This is a genomic window from Streptacidiphilus sp. MAP12-20, assembly GCF_041262525.1.
Taxonomy (GTDB): domain Bacteria; phylum Actinomycetota; class Actinomycetes; order Streptomycetales; family Streptomycetaceae; genus Streptacidiphilus.
In genome coordinates this window covers 323,219-342,794 of record NZ_JBGCCK010000003.1, presented here as the reverse complement: position 1 = coordinate 342,794, position 19,576 = coordinate 323,219, and the positions used below count along the sequence as shown (strand labels likewise).

Here is a 19,576-nt window from a genome sequence, read left to right as displayed (position 1 = left end):
GGCGGCTTCTTGCTCATACCTGCGGCACCGCCTGTGTCTCCTCGTCGTCCGGTCCGTCAGCATCCCGTCCGTCGTCCGGTCCGTCAGCGTCCGGTCCGGCTTGCGGCCGCCTCGGCCGATCAGGTTGCGGCTCGACCAGCAGCGGAGCGGGCGGCCCCGGGCGGCGGGCCGCATCGCTCAGCTTCACCAGCAGGGCGATCAGGATCCAGTTGGTCACCAGCGAGGAGCCGCCCTGCGCCAGGAACGGCATGGTCATCCCGGTCAGCGGGATCAGGTCGGTGACACCGCCCGCGACCACGAAGATCTGCAGTGCCAGCAGCGTGGCCAGCCCGATGGAGAGCAGCCGTCCGAAGGGGTCCCGCAGCAGTCTGCCGGTGCGGTAGCCACGGATCACCACGATCGCGTAGACGAGCAGGAGTGCGGCCAGACCGACCAGTCCCAGCTCTTCCCCGAAGGTCGCCAGGATCCAGTCCGACTTCATCGCGAAGCCGATCAGGTACGAGTGCCCGAGCCCGAGGCCGGTGCCGAGCAGCCCGCCCGCCGCGAAGGAGAAGAGCGACTGAGCCAGTTGGCTCGGCCCCTTGCCCTCGTTGATGGTCCGCATCGGGTCGAGCCAGTCGGCAAAGCGGACGTGGACGTGTGGCTCCCAGAGTGCGACGGGGACCACGGCGACGCCCACGAGCAGCAGCCCGACGGCGATCCAGCCGATCCGACCGGTGGCGACGTAGAGCATGACCACGAACAGGCCGAAGAACAGCAGCAGCATGCCGAGGTCCTGCTCGAGGAACAGGATCGCGGCGCTGGCCAGCCAGATCATCACGATCGGGCCGAGGTTGCGGCCGCGTGGCAGCTCCAGCTTCCAGACCTTGCGGCCGGTCAGCGCGAGGGCGTCGCGGTGGACGGCCAGATAGGCCGAGAAGAAGATGGCCAGCGTGATCTTGGCGATCTCGCCCGGCTGGAAGGAGAGCGGGCCGAGCTTGATCCAGATCTTGGCGCCGTAGACGGCGGGCAGGAAGATCGGAACGATCATCAGCAGCAGTGTGGCGAAGGCCAGTACATAGGCGTAGCGCTGGAGTACCCGGTAATCGCGGAGCAGCAGCACCACGCCGATGAAGAGCAGCACGCCGATGGTCGACCACATCAGCTGGGACGGCGCGGAGGAGTTCCCCGGGGTGGCCCGGTCCAGACGGTAGATCAGCACCAGGCCCATGCCGTTGAGCAGGACCGCGATCGGCAGCAGCAGCGGGTCCGCGTAGGCGGCCCGGAGCCGGACGCAGAGGTGCGCGATCAGCGCCAGGGCCCCGAGGCTCAGCCCGTACGTGAGCGTGTCGCCGGGCACCTTGCCGTCGAGGTTGTAGCCGACGTCGGCGTACCCGTACGCCGCGATGGCCACCGCCAGGACGACCAGGGCCAGCTCAACCCAGCGCCGGGTGGGGACCTTCGGGACATCGGGGACGGGAGGCGCCTGGGCAGCGGTCGCGGCCATCGGGGTCGTCTCGATCGTCTCGTCTGAGGGTGTGTTCACACGCGCGCAGAACGCGCGTCGGCCTCCCCGAAGGGGATGCCTTTCGCTCCGTCCCTCGCGGTCAGGCGCTGTGGCCAGCAGCAGCCGCGGCGACCGCCTCCTTGAGGTGCTCCTCGTCGGCCGGGCTCAGCGAGGTCTGGATCAGCTGTCCGCCGAAGGGAGCCAGCTCGGGCAGGACCTTCTCCGTCACCGCGTCACTGACCAGCGTGAAGAGGGCGGCCGCGCCGGGCACCAGGTTGGCGCCGACCTCGCGCATGAAGCTGTCGTCCACGCCGTAGTCCTGCGCGGAGCCGACTGCCGCGCCGGTGGCGCCGCCGATGGCCGCACCCAGGAAGGGCATGAAGAAGAGCAGGCCGATGAGGCCGCCCCAGAGCGCACCGCCGGCCGCACCGGCACCCGTGGTGCTGACTGCCTGGTGCAGCTTGACCTTGCCGTCCGACCGGCGCTCGACGACGACGGCGTCCTCGACCTTGATCAGCTTCTGCTTCTGCAGCTCGACCAGCTTGCTGCGGACCTGCTCGGCGGTGGCCACGTCGGGGTAGGCGACAGCGATGAGGTTGCTCACAGAGATTCCCTTCCAGGCGTCGATCTACTGGGAATCTACCTAGCTGCTCCTGATTTGTCCGATTTGTTATCCGCGTGTCGTAGGCGCGGAACCGACGCCACGATCTCGGCGCGCCTCAGCACCGGCGCAGCGCTCGGGACCGCTCCCTCCGGATCGAGCGTGAACCCGATCTCCGCACCGCCACCCGCTCGGTTCTGGGCGAAGACCTCGCCGCCGTGCTCCTCCGCCACCTCGCGGACGATTGACAGACCCAGCCCGGAGCCGGGGAGGCTCCGGGCGGCCGTCGCCCGGTAGAAGCGGTCGAAGATCCGCTCCAGATCCTGCGCGTCGATGCCCGGCCCCCGGTCGAGGACGGTGATCCGGTCCTCGCGGACCTCCACGGTGATCTCAGCCGGACCGGAGGAGAACTTGGCCGCGTTCTCGACCAGATTGGTGAGTGCGCGCTGGAGCGCCTGCGGCCGCACCGAGAGCACCACGGGCTCCGCGTCCACCACGATCTCGCGGCCGGTGCGGCGCCGGGTCAGGTCCGCGACCCGTTCGGCGAGCTCGTCCAGCTCTGTCGCCGCCGGCTGCTCGGTGCTGCGCCGGTCGTTGGCCAGCTCGACCAGCTCGTTCACCAGCACCGTCAGCTCCCGCGTCTCCGTCTCCAGGTCGTCCAGGAGCGCGGCCCGGGAGGCCGGCGAGAGCCGGTCAAGTCGGCGCAGCGCGGCGATGTTGGTGCGCAGCGAGGTCAGCGGAGTCCGCAGTTCGTGGCCGGCATCCTGGACCAGGCGCCGCTGGTCGTCCTGGGACCGCGCGAGCCGGCCCAACATGTCGTCGAAGGCACGGGCCAGCCGACCGATCTCGTCACGGCCGCGCTGCGGCACGTCCAGGGTGAGCTCACCGGTCGCGGCGACCTGCTCGGCGGTGGCGGTCAGCCGGACCAGGCGACGGGTGATCCGCCCGGCCACCCACCAGCCCGCGGCACCCGCCGCGATGATCACCGCACCGGCCGTGAGCGCGATCCGGACCATCAGCGTGTCCAGAAGATCGTCGGTCGCACTGAGCCGCTCGGAGATCATCACCGCACCGCGGCCACCCCCGAGGGAGACTGTGACCACGTGGTAACGGTCACCGCCGGTGAACTCGGTGATGTTGCGCGTCTTGCCGGCCGCATGCATGCGGGCCAGCTGCTTGTCCTGCGCGCCGACCGGGAGCGGGTCCGGCTTGCCCCACTGCATCACCTCACCATCCGGGCCGATGACCTGCACGCCGATGTCGCCGGAGTGGGTCAGTTGGTCGACCAGCTGGTCCTTGCTCTCGGGATTGGCGGCGAAGTCGCGCGCCGAGAGGTTCAGCGTCTCCGCGTCCCCGACCAGGGTGGTCAGCGACTGCTGGAAGTCCTTGGCCCGGTCGCTCCGGATCAAGGTCGCGGCCGCGCTGTAACCGAGCGCGCCGACGAGCACCGCTACCAGCGCCGCGAGCGCGGCGAAGGCGACGGCGAAGCGCACCCGCAGGCCGACATTGGCCCGCAGTCGGCTCACGGCTCGCGCAGGGTGTAGCCGACGCCCCGAACGGTGTGAATCAACGGCGTGCGCTCGGGCGTGTCCAGCTTGCGGCGCAGGTACCCGATGTAGACGGCGAGGTTCTTGGAGCCAGGACCGAAGTCGTAGCCCCAGATCCGGTCGTAGACCGTGCTGTGGTCGAGCACGATCCCGGCGTTGCGGGCGAGCAGCTCCAGCAGGTCGTACTCGGTACGGGAGAGCTGGATCTCCTCGCCGGCCCGCCAGACCCGCCGCGCGGTCGGGTCGATCCGCAGGTCGTCGACCTCGATCAGCTCGTGCCCGACCACGACGGCCTCGGCACCGGTGGCGCCCGTGTCCGTCGCGGCGGCCGGAGCGGCAGCCCGGCGCAGCAGCGCACGCAGGCGGGCCAGCAGTTCCTCGGCCTCGAAGGGCTTGAGCATGTAGTCGTCCGCACCGGCGTCCAGGCCGGCCACCCGGTCGGAGGTGTCCACCCGGGCCGTCAGCATCAGGATCGGCACGTTGTCGCCCTCGGCCCGGAGCACCCGGCAGACGGCCAGGCCGTCGATTCCGGGCATCATGACGTCCAGGACCAGTACGTCCGGGCGTTGCTTGTGCACGGAGGCCAACGCCTCGATGCCATCGGACACCGGAGTCACCTGATAGCCCTCCAGGGTCAGCAGGCGGTCCAGCGAATCACGAATGGCCCTGTCGTCCTCGGCCAGTAGAACAGTCGACGTCACGAGTCCGATTGTCCACGACTGCATGAGGAACTGGTAAGAGTCCTCCTGCCCCTGACGCCACAGGGCCCCCTGTGCCCCCTCAGCCCGAATGGACGGTGAGCACGGCCCCGTCTATCTCGACCCGGCGCGTGCGACTGAGGTCGCCTCGGCGGAGCGCGTCGAGACAGCGTCGGAAGAGCAGCATTTCCGCCGTGTCCAGCACGGCGGCGGCGAGATCCAGCACCCCTTCAAGGGCCTCGTCCGTCAGTTCGGCGGGTAGCTCGCCCGAGAGCAGAACCACCGATTCCCCAGTGCGGCCCCGGACCACTGCGGTGGTGGGGCCTCCTTGCACGACCAGCACGTATCCCCCTGGCCTTCGCGCCATTGAGCCACAGCGGCCACCGGCGGCTCGGAGGTCCCTGTGGCAGACGACGCTAGCCCGGTTCGGCGACGGGGGCCCCTGGCAATCGCCGAATTCGCTCTTTCCGGTCGCACCCGGGCGGGAGTGCAACCTTTTCCGTCGCCTATTCGTCAATACGCGACCAAGCGACCAAGTGAGCCGGCCGCAACCCGCGCAGCGGTGACCACGGCAGCGACGGCGGGGGAACGTCAGTCGGCGGGCCCGGCTTCCGGCTGACGGCCGCGCTCCAGCAGGGACTCGACCAGCGCCGCAACATGGCGACGGTCCTGCACCGAGAGCTGCTGGACACTGGCGATCAGCACGTCCACCTCCGGATCGGGGGCCGCCTGGTACAGGTGGATGCCGCACGCCTCGGCCGCCGCGCGGCGAACCGTGTCCAGCGGCAGTTCCAGCCCTCGGGCCAGGCCCTCCAGGGTGCTCGGCTGCGGCATCCTGACCAGCCGGTCGGACGTGGCCAGGTGATGCACGGTGGAGCGGGGGATCTCGCCGCGACGGGCGACCTCGCCGTACGACCAGCCCTGCCGATCCAGCCGCTCGCGCATCAGCACCTGCAGCGCGTTGGACACCCTGACTCCCTCCCTCGTGCACCTCGTGGCAGCGATCCTGCGGCCTCGATTCTAGGGCGATCACGCCTCTCCGGGCGGGCACATGCGGGCCCACCTGCACATTTCAGTCTGTTACCAGTCCGTTGCAGAGCGTTGCAACAAAAGCCCTTGCGGCCCGTCGGATCTCACGACTACTGTCCAATCTCGTTGGACACGGCGTCCGACATCATTGGACGGACGCCGCCACTGCCACCCCGAGGGGGACTCATGAGCATGGACATGCACGAGCTGGAGGCCGAGTCGGCGGAGCTGCTGCCGGGCCGCGAGGCGCTGGGCCGCCTGAAGTTCAGCTTCACCAAGACGGTCAACGTCACCAAGCACGTGGCGCACGTCAGCGCCCACAACCACTCCAGCGCGCTGAACGTCGACTCGAACTGCGCCACCGCCGCCTCGGACGCGCAGCAGTCGATCGTGATCCACCAGTAAACCTGAAGCTCACCGCAGGGGACCGCACCGGAACCCGAGAAGACCCGAAACCCGAGAAGACAGAGAACAGGGAGAAATCATGAGCATGGAGATGCACGAGCTGGAGTCCGAGTCGGCCGAGCTGCTGCCGGGCCGTGAGGCGCTGGGCCGCCTGAAGTTCAGCTTCACCAAGACGGTCAACGTCACCAAGCACGTGGTGCACGTCAGCGCCCACAACCACTCCTTCGCCGGCAACTTCGGCTCCGACGGCGCGACGGCCCAGTCCGAGGCCGCCCAGTCGATCGTCATCAGCCAGTAGTCCACGCACCAGGCGGGTCCGCGCCGTGGGTCGGCTCAGGGGAGGGGCCGACCCACGCCTACGGGGGAGGACACATCCACATGACAGTCACTGCGGAGACGGGGGCGGCATTCGTCCCCGGGCCAGGTGGCTTCGCGACACCCGTGCAGCCGTCGTGCCCGTTCGGCCCGGAGTTCCCCGTACCCCGGCTCAGCGCGGGGCTGCGGTTGCACGGGGAATACCAGGGCTCCGGCTTCACCGAGCCCAAGTACATCGCCCGCCGGGGGGACGGCCAGGTGGTGCAGCTGTCACGGCTGCTCCACCTGGTCGCCGGGGCCATCGACGGCGTGCGGGACACCGAGGGGATCTCACACCGTGTCAGTGGTCTCTTCGGCAGGGAGGTCAGCGAGGAGAACATCTCCTTCCTGATCGAGAAGAAGCTGATTCCGCTGGGCGTCACTGTTCCCTGGGGGCAGGAACACGACGAGGTCGACGCCCCGCGCTCGGACCTGCTGCTCGCACTCAAGGGACACAAGGTCCTCTTCGGCGAGCGGCGGGTCCACCGCATCGCCCGCTCGCTGGCCTGGCTGCACCGGCCGCCGGTGGTGGCCGCGGTGCTGATCGCCGCCGTCGCCATGGACGTCTGGATGTTCGGCTACTACGGGGCGATCACGCCGGTGCTCCATGTGCTGGACCAGCCGGTGCTGCTGCTCGCCGTCTTCGCGCTCACGGTGGCCTCGCTGGTCTTCCACGAGTTCGGGCACGCCTCGGCCTGCCACTACGGCGGGGCCAGACCCGGCTGCATCGGCTGCGGCCTCTTCCTGATCTGGCCCTCCCTGTACACGGACGTCACCGACGTCTACCGGATCGGCCGCTCCGGCCGGATCCGGACGGACCTTGGCGGGGTCTACTTCAACGTCGTCTTCATGCTCGGCCTGGCCGGCTGCTACCTGTTGACGGGTCAGCCGTTCTTCCTCAGCGCCGTCTACCTCGGCCACTTCGAGGTGCTGGAGCAGTTGATGCCGGCAGTCCGACTGGACGGCTACTACATCCTCGGCGACCTGGCCGGCATCCCTGACCTCTACGGCAAGATCCGCCCGATCCTGCTCAGCATGGTGCCCGGCCGGCGCACTCCCCCCGAGGTCGCCGAGCTCAAGCGCTCGGCCCGGGTGATAGTCACGGTCTGGGTCTGCAGCATGGTCCCGCTACTCCTGGGAGATCTGGGCTACGCACTCTGGAACCTGCCCCGCATCCTGGCTACCGGCGTGCGCTCCCTGACCGGGCAACTCGCCGGCACCGGATCAGCCTTCACCCACGGCCAGCTCGCCGCCGGCGCGGCCGGTCTGGTGGGTTCCCTGATGCTGATCTGCCCACTGGCCGGTATGACCTATCTCTCGGTACGACTGGCCGGACGCCTGCTCCGCGCCGCTCGCCGGGCCACGGCGGGCAAGCCCCGGATACGTGCCGGGCTGTGCGCCCTCGGCCTCGTCGCGGCGGGCGGCCTCTGCTGTGCCTGGGTCGTCGGGTTGACGCCCAAACCGCTGCCGGCCCAGCCGCCGATCGTTCCCGTGCTCCAGCCTGGCGTGCCAACGGTCGTGCCCAGCCCCTCGCCAAGCCGTCCGGCCGAGCCAGGCGGTGCCTCGGCTGTCCCGACCGCCCAGGGACTGGGGGGCTCCGGGCATCCCAGGCACGGTGCCGCGCCGGGCGGGAGCCCGCTTGCGACCAGCGGAAGCTCCGCCTCGGCCGCGCCCTCGGCGACACCTTCCGCCCGCCCCTCGGGCCACCCCTCCCCGCGCCCCTCGGCCTCCGGCTCGGCAGTTGGACCGAGCACCAGCGCGTCGCCCGCGCCGACCGGTACTCCGACGTCCACAAGAACCCCGTCCGCCTCGACGTCTCCCCCGCCCACGCCGGCCGCGTCGGTCAGTCCGCCTCCCAGCCCGGCGCCCCAGCAATCAGCCCACGCAGCCACGTAGCAGAGGAGTCACATCATGGAGCTCAACCACCACAGAAAGGTCCGCCTGCCCGGCGGCGCGGCGCGCCGCGCCCTGCGCTTCGGCCTGCTGGCCACGGCCGGCCTCGGCGTGATCGGCACCACGACGGGCGCCGCGCAGGCGGCCGGCTTCGGCAGCGGCCCGGTCCAGGGCATCGCGGTCGCCGACGACAGCGCGCACACGCTCGCCAACCCCGCCCACGAATCCCGGTTCCAGGATTCGTTCACGGTCCACCAGTACGGCGCGCTCTTCGCGGCCGGGGTGCGCAACCAGGCGACGGCGACGGCCTCCCATTGCAGCGCAGCAGATCCGTGCCGCTCAGTGGCGCTCTCCTTCCAGATCGTCACCATGGCCGGCACGAACATCCACCTCAACGCGGTCAACCTCAGCCGGGCCGCGAACGTCCACTGCCCCGGCTGTGAATCCCTGGCCGGCGCCTACCAGTTCATCGTCTCGACGCCCCGACCGTTCACGCTGGACGCGGCCGCACAACGCCAACTGGCGGTGGTGCACCGCAAACTGGACGCCCTGGGGCGGTCCACGGCCTCCATCGCCGACATCAGGCGCCAGGCGGACGTGCTCGCCGCCCAGGTGGCGGCCATCCTCAAGTCCGCGGCGGCTTCGGCACCCAAGGGGCCCGGGGTGGACGCGCTTGCCCAGCTTGAGCCCCAGGTGACGGTCCACCGGGTCTTCGACCAGAGCTGACCGCCGCCTGCGCCCGGTCCGCGCCGTCGCCCGTCCCGGAGCGGGTCCTCCCCCGCCACGGAGGCCCGCTCCGGGGCGGGTGCGACGGTCTGTCAGTGGCGGCTGCTAGACAGTCCATATGACGGCCACCGAGGAATACGCTCAGCTCATCACGCTCGTCGCCGAGCGCTCCGCCGCCTTCCGAGCGGCGCTCGGCACCGAGGCCGATCTCGGGGCACCGGTCCCCAGCTGCCCCGACTGGTCGTTGCGGGATCTTGTTGCCCATCTCGGCATGGTCCACCGCTTCTGGGCGGCCACGGTCACGGCAGGCCCGGCCGACGGGCCACAGCCCGAGGAGAACTTCGTCTTCGAACTCCCGCAGGAGCGCGAGCAGGTTCTCGCCTGGTCCGCGGAGTCGACGGACTTGCTGCTCTCCGCCCTGCGAGCCACCGACCCCGAGCGCGGCTGCTGGACCTGGTGGGGCCGAGCCGACGCCCCGCAGACGGCAGGCGCCGTCGCGCGCCACCAGGTGCACGAGGCGCTGGTGCACACCTACGACGCGCAACTGAGCATCGGGCGTGTCGAGCCGCTGCCCGGCGTGATCGCGCTGGACACCGTCGACGAGTTCCTGCACGTCGCCTGTGGTGCGTCGGGCGCTTGGCCGCACGAGCCCGTGCTCGTCGCCCTGCACGCGGAGGAGGGGCCCGCTTGGCTGCTCTCCCTTTCCGCCGAGGGCGCGCGCACGCGTCCGCTCGCGCCGGGCTCCGACGAGGCCGCCTCCACCGCGACGGTCAGCGCGCGTGGCACGGCGAGCGACCTCGCCCTGGCCCTCTACGGCCGAGTGCCGCTGGACACCCTGAAGATCGAGGGCGAGCGCAGCGTCCTCGCCCAGCTCCGCGTCTGGCAGCCCTCGGAGTGAGCGCTCAACACATCATCCGCCCCGACGGACTGCCGCCGGTGAACGGATACAGCCACGCCGTCGTCGCCACCGGTCCGCTCGTCGCCGTCTCCGGCCAGGTCCCCGTGGACGCGAACGGCGTGCTCGTCGGCGCCGACGGCGACGCCGAGGCCCAGCTCAGGCAGGTCTTCCGCAACCTCGCGGCCGCGCTCGCCGCGTCGGGCGCGGACTGGGAACACGTCGTCAAACTGACGGTCTTCCTCACCGACCTCGCGGACCTGCCGACGTTCCGTTCGGTGCGCGACGAGTTCGTGGACACGAGCCGCCCGCCCGCCTGCTCGCTGGTCCAGGTCAGCGCGTTGGTGCATCCGGCGTTCCGGGTAGAGGTCGATGCCCTCGCGGTACTGTCCGGACATCCCACGGCCCGGGAGTAGCTCGATCGAGAAAGGCAATGGAAGACGTGAGCGCACTGTCACTGCCAGGTCCCCTGGTCACCGTCGACTGGCTGGCGGAGCGGCTGGACGAGCCGGGGCTGCTCGTTCTCGACGCGAGCGTCGGCAGCCACCGGCGCCCGGTGCCCGCGATACCGGGAGCCCAACTGTTCGACCTCGACGGCTCGCTGTCGGCGCCCGACAGCGCGCTCCCGCACACCATGCCGAGCCCCGAGCAGTTCGAGCGCGAGCTGCGTGAGCTCGGCCTGAACGAGACCGGCACGGTCGTCGTCTACGACAATGCGGGTGTCTACTCCAGCGCACGCGGCTGGTGGATGCTGCGCGCGATGGGCTTCGACGCGGTCGCCGTCCTCGACGGCGGCCTGCCCGCCTGGTCGGCGGCCGGACTTCCGCAGCAGGAAGCGCCGGCGCAGGTCGCTCGGCCGGGCGACTTCACGGCCGGGCCCAGGCCGGAGCTGATCGTCGACAGCGCCGTCGTCCTGGCCGCGCTGAGCGACCCTGGTGCCGCCGTCCTCGACGCCCGCGCCCACGACCGCTTCACCGGCGCGTCCCCGGAACCCCGTCCAGGGCTGCGCGGCGGCCACATGCCCGGCGCGTTCAGCCTCCCCTTCACTGCCCTGCTGGACGACTCCGGCCGCTTCCGGCCGGCGGACGAGCTGCGCGCCCTGTTCGCCGACCGCTTCAGCCCGCAGCCTGAGCGCCTCCTGTTCAGCTGTGGCTCCGGTGTCACGGCCTGCGTACTCGCCCTCGGCGCGACGCTCGCCGGCTACGCCCGGGGCTCTGCGCTCGCGGTATACGACGGCTCGTGGAGCGAATGGGGGCTGCCGTCGGCACTGCCCGTGGTATCCGACGAGTTGTCAGCGGCACCATCTACGTTGTGATCTGTCGGGCCGCCCACCCTCCTCAACAGCCTCCCCGCGGCCCCGACGGAAGGGTGCTGCCATGAGCTACGCGGACGTGAACGGTCTGTCGCTGTACTACGAGGAGCACGGGTCAGGCGCGCCGCTGATCCTGCTCCACGGGGGTCTCGGCTCGGGCGAGATGTTCGCGCCGCTGCTGCCGGAGCTCTCCGCGGGACGCCGTGTGATCGCGGTCGATCTGCAGGGCCACGGCCGGACGGCCGACATCGACCGGCCGCTCCGCCCCGCCCTGCTGGCGGACGACGTCGCCGCCCTGATCGAGCGCCTCGGCCTGGCCGACGCCGACCTGTTGGGCTATTCGCTCGGCGCGGGGGTCGCGCTGCGGACCGCCATCCAGCACCCGACTCTGGTGCGGCGGCTCGTCACGGTCTCCGTTCCGTTCCGGCGCACGGGCTGGCTGCCGGACGTGCTGGCCCAGATGGAGTTGATGAGCGCCGAGACGGCCGAAATGATGAAGCCGTCCCCGATCTACCGGACCTACGCCGCGACGGCGCCGAGGCCCGAGGACTGGCCCGTCCTGGTCGGCAAGACCGCCGAGTTGCTCCGTGAGGACTACGACTGGTCCAAGGAGGTCAGCGACCTGGCCATGCCCACCCTGCTCGTCTTCGCCGACGCCGACTCCTTCAGCCTGGCCCACGTCGCGGAGTTCTACACCCTCTTGGGCGGTGGCCTCCGCGACGCCGGCTGGGACGGCTCCGCCCGCCCGGCCTCCCGCCTCGCCGTCCTGCCCGGCACGACCCACTACGACGTGCTCAACTCCCCACTGCTGCCGGGCGCGGTCCTGCCCTTCCTGAACGCGCCGGCCTGAGGGATGCCGTCCCTGCCCGACCCACGCCGCCGATCCGGCTACTGAAGCCGTCGCAGGCCGTCACGCAGGCGGCGGGCATCACGCAGGCGCTGCTCATAGCGGGCGCCGAGCAGGAGCAGGAGGAGCCCGGCCGCGGCCAGCGGGACCCAGCGCGGGAGCAGTCCGAGGACCTGGAGAACTGTCGGGGCCAGCTCGTGCACGCCGGTGAGGAGGAGCACGGCCCCGCCGATCAGCAGCGGCGCCCGAAGGCGGAACCGAACCCCCAGCACGACGGCGAGCAGCGCGGCGAGGCCGAGCAGGAGCGGACGCAGCCAGTGACCGTCGGTCCAGAGCGTCAGCAGGCTCGGCAGCAGCGCGACGGTCAACCCGGGGCCGTAGGTGGCCGACGACGAGGCCGCCGGGTCGCGCCGGTGACGAAGATGGCCGATCGTCAGCGCGAGGGCGGCGACAGCGATCGTGTACGCCTCCGGCGTGTGCACGTCCCAGAGCGCCAACCGGATCCACGAGGCGCCGATGAACAGGCAGGACGCCGCGATCGTGGCCGCCTTGCGACGGTCGGCGCGCAGGGCCACGCCGAGGGCGGCGACCCCGGTGACGGTCAGGGCGAGGGCAAGGCGGCCCGGGTAGGGAAGAGTGAGCAGCAGCGCGACGGCGGCCAGGCCGTAGCCGGTGCCCTCGACGACGCTGGAGACGTGGGCCAGGTCGACCGCGGTGGTCCGGGCGAGGCGGGCGCTTCGCGCGATGCGGGCGGCTGCCGGCGCCGAGGCGACGGCGACGCCGAGGACCGCCAGCGCCGTGGCCGGGACCGAGAGGCCGGCCGTGGCACCGACGGCCGCGGCCTCCACACCGACCGCGAGCACGGTGCAGGCGGCAGTGAGTGGCGCCGTGGCAGGCGTGCGCCAGGTGAGCCCGGCGCCGAAGACGGCGCAGACGGCCAGTGCGGCGATGCTCGCGGCGCGGTCGGCCGAGGCCCAGAGCAGCGCGAGCCCAGTCGCGACGGCCAGCACCGTCAGCACGGCCGGGCGAGAAGGGCGGGACAGGCGAGCCGGGCTCAGCACGACGGCCGCCGTGGCGAGGGCGGCCATCAGCAGCGCGACCGCGACGGCCAGGCCGTACGGCAGGCCCACGCCGACCGGCAGCAACGCGAGGGCCGGGACGACAGCCGACGCGGCACACGCTTCGAGGACGGCGCGAGGCACCTTGGGCATCCCCAGCACGGCGAAGATCGTGAGAACAGCGGCCAGCAGCCCGAGTCCGGTCAGCGCGGCGGGCGCAATGTGCCAGCTCCAGCCCGGGACGGGAGTGCCGGCCCAAGTGGCCCGGACCCGACCCAGCGGCGCGAGGATCGCGCGGACGAGCTCGGGGACGTCGGCGACCGAGGTGAACACCAACACCAGCCCGGCCGCACAGCCGGCCCCGAGGAGGACGGGGTGTTGCCCGCTCCCGCGACGCAACGCCACGGCGGCGGCCAGGACGAGCGCGGCAGCCGGGGCGCCGTACGCCAGCGGCGTCCAGGCGGGTGCGGCCAGCAGCACCCGGAAGACGCCGGCAGCCGCCAGCAGCAGCGCCGCAGCCGCTCCGCCTGCTGCCACCTGACGACCCGAGTCCGGCAGGCCCGGGTACCGGAGGGACACGGCCAGCGCGAGCACCGCCAGCGTGCCGAGCGGGGCGGCTGCCCAGGCGACGAGGGTGAGATGAGTGGCCGTCATCGATCCGGCACCGGCGACAGAGCCCCCGATCACCGCCCAGATGACGGCGAACGTGGCGGCCACCTGATAGAGCGCCACTCCGCCGAGCCGCTCCCGCGCAGCATCACCTTGAGGCGCCGCGCTGATCCTGTGGACACCCGAAAGCAGCGCGCAGTCGACCACCGTCGCGCTGACGAAGGCGGCCGCGTAGGCCTCGACGCGTCCCGAGCCGCTCGCCGCGACGAGCAGCAGCGCAGGCAGCCGGATCAGGAGGAAGCCCGCCACGAGCGGGGACTTCATCCGCAGCCCCCAGCCGTACACCAGGGCGCCGACGCTGACCAGCGCGGTGGCCACGGCCCAGTAGCCGGAGGGGTTCATCCTGTCGAACCCGCCCAGTCCGGCGGCCCGAGCGCCGTAGCAGTCCAGCAGGACGAGCCCCAACCCGACGGCGGCGGACACCTCGGCGGTGGCCGCCAGCCGCCGACGACGCAACACCACCGGGAGGCTCAGCGCGCAGGCGGTCAGCGCGAGGAGGATGGCGGTGCGCGCAGCGAGACCCAGGGTGCCCCAGCTCACGACGGTGAACACCAATGCGGCGAGGCTGACCAACAAGCCGCCCAGCACCAGCAGCACGGTCTGCGCGGACCGCCCGGACACCTCCCTCACGGCCCCGACCCCGGGCGCGGGCAGTAGGCCGGGCCCGCCGGGCACGGACGTGCCCGGCACGGGCGCTTCCGGCGCGTCGCGTCGGGAACGCAGCTGAGCGAGCAGCCCCTCCCGGTGCGCCACCAGCATCAACCGCTGGTGGTCGATCGCCTGCAGCGCCATCGTCACCTGCCAGAGCGCGGCCGCGTCCGGGCCAACCAACGGCAGCCCGCACTGCGGGCATCGGGCCTGCCAACCCGGACCCAGGGGCGCGCCGCAGTCGGGGCAGATGGGCGAAATGCTGGTCATGCGGCAGAGTGTGACGGCCCCATCGACGCCGTACATGAGTACGGGTACTCAGCTTGTCACCCAAGACGCCTCATGGGCGGAGAGAGCGCGGATCGAACGCGCGCAGGGTTGCCCCTGACTACGGCTCAGCAAGCCGCTGCCTTGCCACTCGGCCATCTCTCCGTAGCGCTGACAGGATTCGAACCTGCACCGTGCGGTCCCTCAGACCGCCGCCTCTACCCATTGGGCCACAGCGCCTCGCGTAGCGTCGGTGCGATTCGAACGCACACTGTTCCGGTCCTGAACCGGATCCCTCTGCCGTTGGGGTACGACGCCGTTGGCCTGGCAGGATTTGAACCCGCCACCTCCCGGTTCGTAGCCGGGTGCTCTGTCCAACTGAGCTACAGGCCATTGAAGCCGCCCGTCGGCGTCCTCGTGGTGACTTCAGCCTACGAATCGAACACGCCATGCGACAAAGGGTTTTCCTTGCTCGCCCCGAGAACGGGCACTGGCGCTGGCACCGACCCTCAGGTTGCCGAGCGCACTCAGCCACTGGCACGGGGCGTCCGGGGATGCCCGGCGCATGGACCTGGACGGCGTCGTTGCGCCGGAGGAGCGGGCGGCGGCTCTTGAGCTGAGAGGTTGATCGTTTCCCGGCCCCGCCTCGTGGTCCACGTCACGTCACTGCTGCGCGGAACGACAGATGCCCTGCCCGGTCTCCCGGGCAGGGCATCTGCGTTGGGTGGAGCTGAGGGGATTCGAACCCCTGACCCCCTCGATGCGAACGAGGTGCGCTACCGGACTGCGCCACAGCCCCAACGAGAAGAAACTCTAGCAGGTCCGGAGGGGTGCTTGCGCACGGGTTACTCGTTGGCGGCGCGGGGGGTGTCCTCGGCGAACTGGTCGAAGAGGGGGGTCGCCGGCTTCGGGGCCGGGCGGCGAGGGGTCGCCGGCTTTGGGGTGGGGCGGCGGGCGGAGGAGTAGGTATTCGGGGAGGAGAGGTCGAGGCCGAGGGTGGCGCGGGGGGCCACCGGGGCGGTGACGTACGTCGGGAGCGGAACCGGGACCGGGCTCCAGGCGTCGTCGGCCGGGGCGGCGTGCGCGGAAGCGGGGGAGGCGTGGTCCGGGCGGTCGTCGTCGGACCACGGCTCCGCCTCGGCAGCGTGCGTCGCGGCCAGGGAGCCGGTGCCCGAGGTCGTCTGCTCGGCCGGAGGCTCGGCGGACGCCGGGGCGGGCGCCGGCGCGCGGCGGGCGGCCGCCTGCTGGCGGACCCGCTGGGCCGCCTCGCTGGCGCGCCTGCTGTCGAGCTTCACCTCGTAGCGGCGACGCTCCTGGCGGCGCATCTGTGCGATGTAGAGGGAGAAGAGGACCGCGGGGACCGCCGGAATCCAGAGCAGCGCGATGCCGCCCACCGCTGCGGCGATCATGCCCACGGTGAACGCGGCGAAGAGGACCACGACCATGCGCCGACGGCGCGCGAGCAGGGCCGCACGCCGGCGCGACTCCGCTGAGGCCGACGCGGGAGGCGAGGAGGGCGAAGAGGCCGGGGCAGGCGGAACGGGCACGGCCGGCACGGGGGTCGGCGGGGCCAGCGGCTGGGTCTCCTCCAACTGGCGGGAGATCTTCCGCTCCATGGCCGCGCGCCCCGACAGCAGCCGGATCGCCGTGCTGAACTTTTCCGTCGGACGCGCCTCGTTCAGCTCGTCCTGACGGCGGAGCCACATGGGGACCAGATACGCGGCCCAGGCCCCAACAATGACCGCGTAAATGAGGCCGCTACTGCTCACGCTTCACACCGTACGGGCGAGAGGGACGGCCCGGCGGCTATTTCGACCGGTGTGTCGCTGAATCATGTTCATATCGACCTATTTGTGATGGCTCTCAATCCCATGCCAACGTGCCAGCAAACCCTCCGGCACCTCGTCGGCCGTCAACGCGAAGACCAGGTGGTCCCGCCAGCCCCCGTCGATGTGCAGGTAGCGGGGGCGCAGCCCCTCCTCGCGGAAGCCCAGCTTCTCCACCACTCGGCGGCTCGGCAGGTTCTCCGGCCGGATGCAGACCTCGATCCGGTGCAGGCCCATGGACTGGAAGCAATGGTCCACGGAAAGCGCGACCACCGTCGGGATGATCCCCCGCCCCGCATATGACTCGTCGATCCAGTACCCGATATTCGCCGAGCACATCGACCCCCACGTGATTCCGCCCACAGTCAGCTGCCCGACCAGCTGCCCCTCATACGTGACGACAAAGGGAAGCATTCGTCCGGCATGTGCCTCGGCGCGCAGAAAGCGCACCATCTGACGGTATGTCGGCCTCGGTCCGGGCGGAAATCCGGGGCGCGGCGGCGGCACGGTGGCCTCCCAGCGCCGCAGCCAGTCGCGGTTGCGGCGGCTGACCTCCTGCCAGGACCGCTGGTCGCGGACCCGGATGGGGCGCAGCGCGATCGGCCCCTCGCTCAGCTCGACCGGCCAGAAGGCGTTCAGTGCGGGCCCCCTCTGCGCTGGTCGCCGCTGGAGGGAGAGTGGCCGCCGGACGGGGCGTGGTCGCCGCCCGCGACCTGGTCGACCGCGTGCGCCAGGATCGGGCCGAGCACGGCCAGGCCGTCCTTGACCCCGCCCGTCGAGCCCGGCAGGTTCACGATCAGGGTCCGACCGGCCAGCCCCGAGAGCCCGCGCGAGAGCGCCGCCGTCGGCACACCGTTCTCGCGCCCATAGGCGCGGATCGCTTCGGCGATGCCCGGCACCGGCCTGGTGATCACCTGGGCGGTCATCTCCGGGGTGAGGTCGAGCGGCGTCAGGCCCGTGCCGCCGGTGGTCACCACCACGTCGTAACCGTCCGCGACAGCCATCCGCAGCGCGGTCAGCACCGGATCCCCGTCCGGCACCACGACCGGGCCGACGACCATGCAGCCGAGCGCCGCCAGGCCGGACGCCACGAGCGGACCGCCGCGGTCCTCGTAGACCCCCGCGTGGGCCCGGTTCGAGACGGTGAGCACGAAGGCGCGCATCAGCGGATCGCCCCCTGCTCGTCCAGGTCCTCGCGGCGCCAGTCCCCGCTCTTGCCGCCTGTCTTCTGCTCGACCTGGACGGCGTCGATCCTGGCGCCCTTGTCGACGGCCTTGACCATGTCGATCACGGTCAGCCCGGCCACGGCGACGGCGGTCAGCGCCTCCATCTCGACGCCGGTCCGGTCCGCCGTGCGGACCGTGGCGCTGATCTCGACGGCGTCGTCCGCGACGACGAGGTCGACCGTCACGCCGGAGACCGCGATCGGGTGGCAGAGCGGGATCAGCTCCGGCGTGCGCTTCGCACCCATGATTCCGGCGATGCGGGCGACGGAGAGCGCGTCGCCCTTCGGCACGCCGTCGCCGCGAAGCAGCTCCACGACCCGTGGCGAGACCAGCACACGACCGGTCGCCCGCGCGGTGCGCGTGGTCGTGGCCTTCTCGGAGACGTCGACCATGCGGGCCGCGCCCGAGGCGTCGACGTGGGTCAAGCCGGACCCGGACGGGTCGGGGCTGGTGCTGTGCACTTGCGCTCCTGCGATCGTGACGGCGGGCTGCGGCGCCAGGGTATCGCTGCCCGGCCGAGACGTCTCTTCGGCCGCCACGACCGCCCGGCGCCGGGCCTTCGGCGCACGGGGCGTGCGGCTGCGGCCGGGACGCGCCGGGCGTGATGCGGCGGTCGGCGGTCAGCTCGTGGGGTCGAGCAGGATCGTGCGGACCTCCGCGCCCTCGGCGACCTCCGTCGCCTCCTCCTCCACCACGATCAGTGCGTTCGCCTGCGCCAACGCGCCCAGCAGGTGCGAGGCCGCGCCGCCGGCCGGCGTCACCGTGCCGGCCTCAGGGTCGTACGCGGCGCGCGCGAACTGGCGGCGGCCGGCCGGAGAGGAGAGGCCCTCGGTCAGTCGGGCCGCCACCACCGGGCGGTGGATGTCGGCGGCGCCCAGCATGGCCCGGATCGCGGGCCGCACGAAGAGCTCGAAGGAGAGGTAGGCGCTCACCGGGTTGCCCGGCAGCGCCAGCAGCGGCACCGGGCCGCTGGACCCGTCCAGCACGCCGAAGCCCTGCGGCTTCCCCGGCTGCATGCGCAGCTTGCGGAAGGAGATCTGCTCGCCCAGCGCCTCCTTGACCACGTCGTAGGCGCCGACGCTCACGCCGCCGCTGGTGACGATGAGGTCCGCGCGGATCAGCTGGTCGTCGATCACCTCGCGCAGCCGCTCGGCATCGTCGGGGACGCCGCCGACGCGGTAGGCGATCGCGCCCGCGTCCCGTGCGGCCGCGGTCAGCGCGAAGCTGTTGGAGTCCGAGATCTGACCGGGACCGACCGGCATGCCCGGCTGGACCAGCTCGCTGCCGGTCGACAGGACGACCACGCGCGGTCGGGGCCGGACCCGAACCATGTCGTGCCCGGTCGCGGCGAGCAGGCCGATCTGGGTCGGACCGAGCCGGGTGCCGGCAGGCAGCAGCGGCTGCCCGACGGAGATGTCGTCCCCCCGCCTCCGGACGAAGGCGCCGGGCTCGACGGGCCGGAAGATCCGCACCTCGCCGGTCCCGACCGGCTGCCCGGCCTGCGGCGACATCGTCGTGGCTGCCTCGCCCGAGCCGGTCCCGGCATCGGTCCACTCGACCGGGACGACGGCCTCCGCGCCGGGCGGCATCGGCGCGCCCGTCATGATCCTCGCGCACTGGCCGGGACCGATCACCGGCAGCGCCGCCGCGCCCGCGGCGACGTCGCCGACGACGGTCAGCACGGAGGGGTACTCGGCGGTCGCCCCGTCGAGATCAGCGACGCGCACGGCGTAGCCGTCCATGGAGCTGTTGTCGAACGGCGGCAGGGCGACCGTGGAGACGATGTCCTCGACGGTCAGGCACCCCTGTGCCTCCAGCAGTTGCAGTTCGAGCGGCGGCAGCGGGGCGACGGCGGCGAGGACGTCGGCGAGGTGCTCGTCGACGGTCCACAGCCGATGCCCACCCGGCTTGGTCACCTCGACCGCGCACGGGTCGTCAGCCGGTCCCGCGCCGTGCCCGTGACCGAGCTTCTGCCCGTGGTCGTGCTGGTGCTGCTGCTGATCGGTCATGGTGCGCTCCCCCATGGTGGTGCGTCGCTGCGCGGTCCCATCGCTGCGCGAGGTCCCGCGTCTGCCTCCTGCGTCGTGGC

Annotated in this window: 20 protein-coding genes and 5 tRNA genes; 8 read left to right on the top strand and 17 right to left on the bottom strand. The window is 71.8% G+C overall.

Going from position 1 to position 19,576, the window contains the following annotated elements; translation table 11 throughout:
* Nucleotides 1–13: 13 nt before the first annotated feature.
* The 6 genes from ABIA32_RS06020 to ABIA32_RS05995 form a co-directional block, all read right to left on the bottom strand.
* Nucleotides 14–1,486, bottom strand: a complete 1,473-nt coding sequence (locus ABIA32_RS06020; protein ID WP_370092819.1) for an FtsW/RodA/SpoVE family cell cycle protein — start codon at nucleotides 1,484–1,486, stop codon at nucleotides 14–16.
* A gap of 100 nt (nucleotides 1,487–1,586) precedes the next feature.
* Nucleotides 1,587–2,090 (bottom strand): DUF1269 domain-containing protein, encoded by a 504-nt coding sequence (locus tag ABIA32_RS06015; RefSeq protein ID WP_370092785.1) that lies wholly within the window; start codon nucleotides 2,088–2,090, stop codon nucleotides 1,587–1,589.
* Nucleotides 2,091–2,125: 35 nt separating this feature from the next.
* Nucleotides 2,126–3,613, bottom strand: coding sequence for an ATP-binding protein (locus ABIA32_RS06010; RefSeq protein ID WP_370092784.1), 1,488 nt, complete (start codon nucleotides 3,611–3,613; stop codon nucleotides 2,126–2,128).
* Entirely contained in the window at nucleotides 3,610–4,335 is a 726-nt protein-coding gene (locus tag ABIA32_RS06005) for a response regulator transcription factor (RefSeq protein ID WP_370092783.1), read from the bottom strand. Before ABIA32_RS06005 ends, ABIA32_RS06010 begins: the two co-directional genes overlap by 4 nt.
* Nucleotides 4,336–4,414: 79 nt before the next feature.
* Complete coding sequence (locus ABIA32_RS06000) at nucleotides 4,415–4,615, bottom strand: hypothetical protein (RefSeq protein ID WP_370092782.1); 201 nt, start codon at nucleotides 4,613–4,615, stop codon at nucleotides 4,415–4,417.
* Between the two features lie 308 nt (nucleotides 4,616–4,923).
* Nucleotides 4,924–5,301, bottom strand: coding sequence for a helix-turn-helix domain-containing protein (locus tag ABIA32_RS05995; protein WP_370092781.1), 378 nt, complete (start codon nucleotides 5,299–5,301; stop codon nucleotides 4,924–4,926).
* Between the two features lie 246 nt (nucleotides 5,302–5,547).
* On the opposite strand from ABIA32_RS05995, the gene ABIA32_RS05990 reads away from it, so the two are divergent.
* The 8 genes from ABIA32_RS05990 (at nucleotide 5,548) to ABIA32_RS05955 (ending at nucleotide 11,796) form a co-directional block, all read left to right on the top strand.
* Nucleotides 5,548–5,766: a hypothetical protein gene (locus ABIA32_RS05990; protein ID WP_370092780.1), complete on the top strand. Its 219-nt coding sequence runs from the start codon at nucleotides 5,548–5,550 to the stop codon at nucleotides 5,764–5,766.
* A 79-nt stretch (nucleotides 5,767–5,845) separates the two neighbouring features.
* Nucleotides 5,846–6,064, top strand: a complete 219-nt coding sequence (locus ABIA32_RS05985; protein ID WP_370092779.1) for a hypothetical protein — start codon at nucleotides 5,846–5,848, stop codon at nucleotides 6,062–6,064.
* Between the two features lie 80 nt (nucleotides 6,065–6,144).
* Nucleotides 6,145–8,016, top strand: a complete 1,872-nt coding sequence (locus ABIA32_RS05980) for a hypothetical protein (RefSeq protein WP_370092778.1) — start codon at nucleotides 6,145–6,147, stop codon at nucleotides 8,014–8,016.
* A gap of 15 nt (nucleotides 8,017–8,031) precedes the next feature.
* Entirely contained in the window at nucleotides 8,032–8,739 is a 708-nt protein-coding gene (locus ABIA32_RS05975) for a hypothetical protein (protein ID WP_370092777.1), read from the top strand.
* 118 nt (nucleotides 8,740–8,857) lie between these two features.
* Entirely contained in the window at nucleotides 8,858–9,637 is a 780-nt protein-coding gene (locus tag ABIA32_RS05970; protein ID WP_370092776.1) for a maleylpyruvate isomerase family mycothiol-dependent enzyme, read from the top strand.
* Nucleotides 9,634–10,050 (top strand): RidA family protein, encoded by a 417-nt coding sequence (locus ABIA32_RS05965; protein ID WP_370092775.1) that lies wholly within the window; start codon nucleotides 9,634–9,636, stop codon nucleotides 10,048–10,050. Before ABIA32_RS05970 ends, ABIA32_RS05965 begins: the two co-directional genes overlap by 4 nt.
* A gap of 17 nt (nucleotides 10,051–10,067) precedes the next feature.
* The gene (locus ABIA32_RS05960) at nucleotides 10,068–10,949 is read left to right on the top strand and encodes a sulfurtransferase (protein ID WP_370092774.1); all 882 of its coding nucleotides are present in this window, start codon (nucleotides 10,068–10,070) and stop codon (nucleotides 10,947–10,949) included.
* Between the two features lie 61 nt (nucleotides 10,950–11,010).
* Complete coding sequence (locus tag ABIA32_RS05955) at nucleotides 11,011–11,796, top strand: alpha/beta fold hydrolase (RefSeq protein WP_370092773.1); 786 nt, start codon at nucleotides 11,011–11,013, stop codon at nucleotides 11,794–11,796.
* A gap of 38 nt (nucleotides 11,797–11,834) precedes the next feature.
* Here ABIA32_RS05955 and ABIA32_RS05950 read toward each other — a convergent pair whose 3' ends face one another.
* From ABIA32_RS05950 to glp, 11 genes are all read right to left on the bottom strand, one after another.
* Entirely contained in the window at nucleotides 11,835–14,438 is a 2,604-nt protein-coding gene (locus ABIA32_RS05950) for an SCO7613 C-terminal domain-containing membrane protein (protein ID WP_370092772.1), read from the bottom strand.
* Nucleotides 14,439–14,515: 77 nt separating this feature from the next.
* Nucleotides 14,516–14,600: transfer RNA gene (locus tag ABIA32_RS05945), tRNA-Ser, on the bottom strand.
* 1 nt (nucleotide 14,601) lies between these two features.
* Nucleotides 14,602–14,675 (bottom strand) — tRNA-Leu (locus ABIA32_RS05940).
* A 5-nt stretch (nucleotides 14,676–14,680) separates the two neighbouring features.
* A tRNA-Leu gene (locus tag ABIA32_RS05935) sits at nucleotides 14,681–14,753 on the bottom strand.
* A gap of 1 nt (nucleotide 14,754) precedes the next feature.
* A tRNA-Arg gene (locus ABIA32_RS05930) sits at nucleotides 14,755–14,828 on the bottom strand.
* A gap of 332 nt (nucleotides 14,829–15,160) precedes the next feature.
* Nucleotides 15,161–15,234, bottom strand: a tRNA-Ala gene (locus ABIA32_RS05925).
* 46 nt (nucleotides 15,235–15,280) lie between these two features.
* Complete coding sequence (locus ABIA32_RS05920) at nucleotides 15,281–16,204, bottom strand: hypothetical protein (RefSeq protein ID WP_370092770.1); 924 nt, start codon at nucleotides 16,202–16,204, stop codon at nucleotides 15,281–15,283.
* Between the two features lie 78 nt (nucleotides 16,205–16,282).
* The gene (locus tag ABIA32_RS05915; protein WP_370092818.1) at nucleotides 16,283–16,900 is read right to left on the bottom strand and encodes a GNAT family N-acetyltransferase; all 618 of its coding nucleotides are present in this window, start codon (nucleotides 16,898–16,900) and stop codon (nucleotides 16,283–16,285) included.
* Nucleotides 16,897–17,424 (bottom strand): molybdenum cofactor biosynthesis protein B, encoded by a 528-nt coding sequence (locus tag ABIA32_RS05910; RefSeq protein ID WP_370092769.1) that lies wholly within the window; start codon nucleotides 17,422–17,424, stop codon nucleotides 16,897–16,899. The genes ABIA32_RS05915 and ABIA32_RS05910 overlap by 4 nt, the downstream gene beginning before the upstream one ends.
* Complete coding sequence (moaC, locus tag ABIA32_RS05905) at nucleotides 17,424–17,879, bottom strand: cyclic pyranopterin monophosphate synthase MoaC (protein WP_370092817.1); 456 nt, start codon at nucleotides 17,877–17,879, stop codon at nucleotides 17,424–17,426. The genes ABIA32_RS05910 and moaC overlap by 1 nt, the downstream gene beginning before the upstream one ends.
* 228 nt (nucleotides 17,880–18,107) lie before the next feature.
* A complete protein-coding gene (gene glp / locus ABIA32_RS05900) occupies nucleotides 18,108–19,496 on the bottom strand; it encodes a gephyrin-like molybdotransferase Glp (RefSeq protein ID WP_370092767.1) in 1,389 nt (462 codons plus the stop codon).
* Nucleotides 19,497–19,576: the final 80 nt, after the last annotated feature.

Bases quoted from the DNA above. Each gene is read 5' to 3' on its own strand.
- ABIA32_RS05955 (WP_370092773.1), top strand. From the start codon at position 11,011: ATGAGCTACGCGGACGTGAACGGTCTGTCGCTGTACTACGAGGAGCAC.
- ABIA32_RS05950 (WP_370092772.1), bottom strand. From the start codon at position 14,438: ATGACCAGCATTTCGCCCATCTGCCCCGACTGCGGCGCGCCCCTGGGT.
- ABIA32_RS05990 (WP_370092780.1), top strand. From the start codon at position 5,548: ATGAGCATGGACATGCACGAGCTGGAGGCCGAGTCGGCGGAGCTGCTG.
- ABIA32_RS05975 (WP_370092777.1), top strand. From the start codon at position 8,032: ATGGAGCTCAACCACCACAGAAAGGTCCGCCTGCCCGGCGGCGCGGCG.
- ABIA32_RS05910 (WP_370092769.1), bottom strand. From the start codon at position 17,424: ATGCGCGCCTTCGTGCTCACCGTCTCGAACCGGGCCCACGCGGGGGTC.
- ABIA32_RS05980 (WP_370092778.1), top strand. From the start codon at position 6,145: ATGACAGTCACTGCGGAGACGGGGGCGGCATTCGTCCCCGGGCCAGGT.
- ABIA32_RS05960 (WP_370092774.1), top strand. From the start codon at position 10,068: ATGGAAGACGTGAGCGCACTGTCACTGCCAGGTCCCCTGGTCACCGTC.
- ABIA32_RS05985 (WP_370092779.1), top strand. From the start codon at position 5,846: ATGAGCATGGAGATGCACGAGCTGGAGTCCGAGTCGGCCGAGCTGCTG.
- ABIA32_RS06020 (WP_370092819.1), bottom strand. From the start codon at position 1,486: ATGGCCGCGACCGCTGCCCAGGCGCCTCCCGTCCCCGATGTCCCGAAG.
- moaC (WP_370092817.1), bottom strand. From the start codon at position 17,879: ATGGTCGACGTCTCCGAGAAGGCCACGACCACGCGCACCGCGCGGGCG.
- glp (WP_370092767.1), bottom strand. From the start codon at position 19,496: ATGACCGATCAGCAGCAGCACCAGCACGACCACGGGCAGAAGCTCGGT.
- ABIA32_RS05970 (WP_370092776.1), top strand. From the start codon at position 8,858: ATGACGGCCACCGAGGAATACGCTCAGCTCATCACGCTCGTCGCCGAG.